Source organism: Candidatus Aminicenantes bacterium (assembly GCA_026393795.1).
Taxonomy (GTDB): domain Bacteria; phylum Acidobacteriota; class Aminicenantia; order UBA2199; family UBA2199; genus UBA2199.
Genome location: JAPKZL010000103.1, coordinates 1 through 4,258 on the forward strand (window position 1 = coordinate 1; position 4,258 = coordinate 4,258).

Annotated in this window: 5 protein-coding genes; all 5 read left to right on the plus strand. The window is 61.2% G+C overall.

The annotated features are described in order from the left end of the window. The coding region (gene groEL, locus NTW95_05090; GenBank protein ID MCX6556793.1) for a chaperonin GroEL at nucleotides 1–366 on the plus strand (366 nt) is incomplete at its 5' end. A gap of 52 nt (nucleotides 367–418) precedes the next feature. Next, a complete protein-coding gene (locus tag NTW95_05095) occupies nucleotides 419–1,414 on the plus strand; it encodes an ATP-binding cassette domain-containing protein (protein ID MCX6556794.1) in 996 nt (331 codons plus the stop codon). Continuing rightward, on the plus strand, nucleotides 1,415–2,179 hold the full coding sequence (locus NTW95_05100) for an ABC transporter permease (protein MCX6556795.1): 765 nt from the start codon (nucleotides 1,415–1,417) through the stop codon (nucleotides 2,177–2,179). Between the two features lie 58 nt (nucleotides 2,180–2,237). Continuing rightward, nucleotides 2,238–2,951, plus strand: coding sequence for a hypothetical protein (locus tag NTW95_05105; GenBank protein ID MCX6556796.1), 714 nt, complete (start codon nucleotides 2,238–2,240; stop codon nucleotides 2,949–2,951). Continuing rightward, entirely contained in the window at nucleotides 2,938–4,143 is a 1,206-nt protein-coding gene (locus tag NTW95_05110; GenBank protein ID MCX6556797.1) for a phospholipase D-like domain-containing protein, read from the plus strand. The genes NTW95_05105 and NTW95_05110 overlap by 14 nt, the downstream gene beginning before the upstream one ends. Nucleotides 4,144–4,258 lie beyond the last annotated feature (115 nt).

Sequence of the window (4,258 nt, forward strand, 5' to 3'; positions counted from 1 at the left end):
TGCGCCCAGAATTTGAAAAAGTTCAAGCTGAACGGCGACATGCAGTTCGGCATCGACATCCTGACCAAGTCGCTGGAAATGCCGCTGAAGCAGATCGCCGCCAATGCCGGTTTTGAAGGGGGGGTCATCGTCGAAAAGATCCGCAGCGCCCGCAACAAGAACTACGGATTTGACGCCCTGAACGAAAAGTTCACCGACATGATCGCGGCCGGAATCATCGATCCCACCAAGGTGGTGCGCATCGCCCTGCAGAATTCGGCGTCGGTCGCCGGCCTGCTGTTGACCACCCAGGGGCTGGTCTGCGAGATCAAGGAAGAGAAAGAAGCCATGCCGGCCATGCCTCCGGGCGGCGGCGGCATGTATTGATTTAAAAAGACTTAACGAAGGGGTTCAGCGCTGGCTGAACCCCTTTTTTTCTATGGACGCGATCAACGTAAGCAATTTATGCAAGTCGTTCAACGGCTTCACGGCCGTGGACCATATTTCCTTTGCCGTTCCGGCGGGCGAGCTCTTCGGTTTGCTGGGGCCCAACGGCGCCGGAAAAACAACCACCATCAACATGCTGGCCACGCTGCTCAAGCCGACATCCGGCGATGCCTGGGTGGGCGGCTGTTCGGTCGCCGTTGACCGTGACGGGGTCAGGCGCAACATCGGCATCGTCTTCCAGGAGGCCGCCCTGGACAACCGCCTCAGCGGCCGGGAAAACCTGCAGTTCCACGCCATGATGTACGGCGTCCCGCGCCAGGAAAGGAAGGTCCGGATCGCCACGGTGCTCGAGCTGGTCGAACTGGCCGACAAGGCCGACATTCTGGTCGAGAAATATTCGGGGGGCATGAAACGGCGCCTGGAAATCGCCCGCGGCCTGATCCACCGCCCCAAGGTCCTCTTTTTGGATGAACCGACGCTGGGCCTGGATACGCAGACGCGGCGGCATATCTGGGACTACATAAAAATTCTGAACCGGGAAAGCGGGGTGACCATTATCCTGACCACCCACTACATGGAGGAGGCCGATTACCTCTGTCAGCGGGTGGCGATCATGGACGGGGGCAAATTCGCGGCCATCGACAGCCCGGCCAAACTGAAGGACAACCTGGGCGGCGACGTCGTTTCGCTGGAGATCAGCGGGCATATCGACTCCCTGCTCGCGCAATTCAAAACGCTGGCCTGGATCAAGTCCCTGAAACACCACGATGATGTGCTCAGCCTGAGCCTCGAGCACGGGGAAAGGCGCATCCCGGAATTGATCCAATTGGCCCAGCGCGCCGGCGCCACCGTCCATTGCGTCCAGTTGCGCAAACCAAGCCTGGAAGATGTTTTCTTGAATTTTACCGGCCATACGATCCGCGATCAGGAGCCGGAAGCAAACGACCACGGCCGCGCCCGCCCGGACGGCCCGCACCGGAGGCGTTGAATGGTCAGCGGTACCACTGTCTATGTTCTCTGGCTCAGGGAGATGAAGCGCTTCATCCGCGCCAAATCGCGCATCGTCGGCTCCCTGGCCATGCCGCTTTTTTTCATGGCCTTTCTGGGCATGGGCTTCAACCGCATGGCCGTCCCCGGCATGACGCGCGACGTCAACTACATGCGTTTCCTGGTGCCGGGAATGATCGGCATGAGCCTGCTTTTCAGTTCGACCTTCGCCGGCCTGTCGGTCCTCTGGGACCGCGAATTCGGCTTCTTGAAGGAGATCATGGTCGCTCCGGTCAGCCGGGTGTCGATCGTTCTCGGCCGCATCGCCGGCGGCGTCACCACCGCCATGCTGCAATGCCTGGCCATCCTGCTCATCTCCATGGTGCTGGGATTTGCCGTCAACGGCGCCGGCAGGTTTCTGCTGGCCATGCTGTTCATGGTGCTCATCGCCACCACCTTCATCGGCCTGGGCCTGATCTTCGCCTCCAGGATGAAGGACATGCAGGGATTCAGCATCATCATGAACTTCGTCATCTTCCCCATATTTTTTCTTTCGGGAGCGGTCTATCCGCTGAAGAACCTGCCCGCCCCGGTCCGGATCCTGTCCTATGCCGATCCGCTCACCTACGGCGTCGACGGCCTGCGTGCTTCCCTGATCGGCGTCTCGCTCTGGCCGCTGTCCTTCACCTTGGCGGTCATGGCCGCCTTCGCGTTGCTGATGGTTTCCCTGGGCGCCTATTTTTTCGAAATCAGCGAAAGCGTTTGATCGGCTCCCGGAGCCGATCGTATTGCAATATTCATTTTATTGGTTTAGATTCAGCCTAATGACAAACAAAAGCAACAAATACATAAAAACATGCTCCGCCATCATCTGCCTGCTTGTCCTGGCTTCGTTGCTGCTCCCGGCCGAGATCCTGACCTACCGCGAGGTCGAGGGCGACTTGACGGTGACCCACACCCTGGTCATCACCCCAGCCGCCCCGGGCTACGCCATTGAGCTAACGAGCCTGGGCAGCAACGGCCGCACCGTCCGTCAGACATTCCGCACCGCGGCCGACATTTCCACCCTGGCCTGGACCTTCAGCGACCCGGCGCGGCAGATGGAGCTGGCCGCCACGGTGCGGGGCGATGAGATCGTCCTCTCGGGAAGTTTTCGCGGCCAAAAGGTGGACAAACGATTTTCGGCCGGCGGCGCCCCCTGGAACCAGCTCTTCCAGATGGGGCTGGTGCCGTTCGTTCTGGGCGGCGAAGAGAAGAGCCAGTTCCGCTCCATCGGCACCCAGGGGCCGGGCGAGCTGAAGATCGGCAAGTTCACGATGACGCGCCAGGATGGGGAAAAGATCCTCCTGGCCGGGAAGGAAATCGAAGCGGTCCATGTGCGCATATCGCTGAGCGGGCTGCTTTCCATTTTCTGGCACGGCGACTACTGGTTCCGTTCGGGCGACGGCCGCTTTTTGCGCTACCGGGGCAAGAACCGCCCGGGCGGCTCGGTGGCCGTTTCGGAATTGATTCAGGAGAAAGCAGATGAGGGCAAATAAAAAGAAGTGGCGGCTCTGCCTGAAGCTGGCTGTCTTCGCTGTCGGGCTGGCCGTTTGCGGCGGTTTCGCCCCGGGCGCCGATTTCGAGGTGGTCACCTCGCTGCCCGCGGAAACGACGATCGCCGGCGCCGGCACCCGCGCCGCCGCCCTTGTTTGGCCGGAGATGATCGCCGGGGCCAAATCCTCAATCGATATCGCCGAGTTCTACCTGGCCGGGGAAAAGGGCGAGGCGCTCGAAGCGGCGATCGAGGCCGTCCTGGCCGCCGGCCGCCGCGGCGTGCCGGTGCGCATCCTATGCGAGAAAAGCATGGCCGCCACCTACCCGGAGACCTTGGCCCGCTTCGGCGGCCAGCCGGGGATCGCTATCCGCTTGTTCGACTGGAAGCCGCTGAGCGAGGGAGTGCTGCACGCCAAGTATTTCATCATCGACAACAAGGAAGCCTATGTCGGCAGCCAGAATTTCGACTGGCGCTCGCTGACCCAAATTCACGAGACCGGCTTGCGCATCCGCGGCTCCCTTTTCGCCGCGGCGCTGGAGCGCATTTTCGCGGCCGATTGGCAGTACAGCGGCGGCGATAAAACCGTTTATCAAAAAATGGCCTCCGGGCCCCCCCTGCGCTTTGCACCGGACGCCTTCCTGGTGGCCAGCCCGTCGCCATTCAATCCACCCGGGGTGCGCAGCGCCCTGGAAACGCTGCTCCAGTTGCTGGACAAAGCGCAAAAGCGGGTCACTGTCCAGCTCCTCACCTACAGCCTGGAAGGGAGGAAGGAGGGCGAGCATTTCGTTCTCATCGACCAGGCGCTGCGCCGGGCGGCCGGCCGCGGCGTGAACGTGCGTTTGCTGGTCTCCGACTGGAACTTGCGCCGGGTGCAGCTCGACGGCCTGCGCGAACTGGCGCGCGTGCCGAACATCGAAGTCCGCTTCGCCGTCATTCCCCAGGCGCGCCGGGGTTTCATCCCCTTCGCCCGCGTCATCCATTCCAAGGTCATGCGCATCGACGACGATCTCTGCTGGGTGGGCACCAGCAACTGGGGCTACGACTATTTTTTCAGGTCGCGCAACGTCGAGGTCGTCCTGAACCGGCCGGCCGTCGCCCGCATCCTGGACGAGTTGTTCTTGTCGCTGTGGACCGGCCCCTATGTCCAGCGCCTGGACCCGGACAAGGAGTATGCACCTCCCCGGATCGATTGACTGCAAGGTCAGTGTAGGGGCGGGTTTAAAACCCGCCCGTACTTTAAGAAAATTTTAAATTCCAAATCCCAAGCACCAAATCACATAGTCACACTAGATAGGTTTTGTTGCCCTT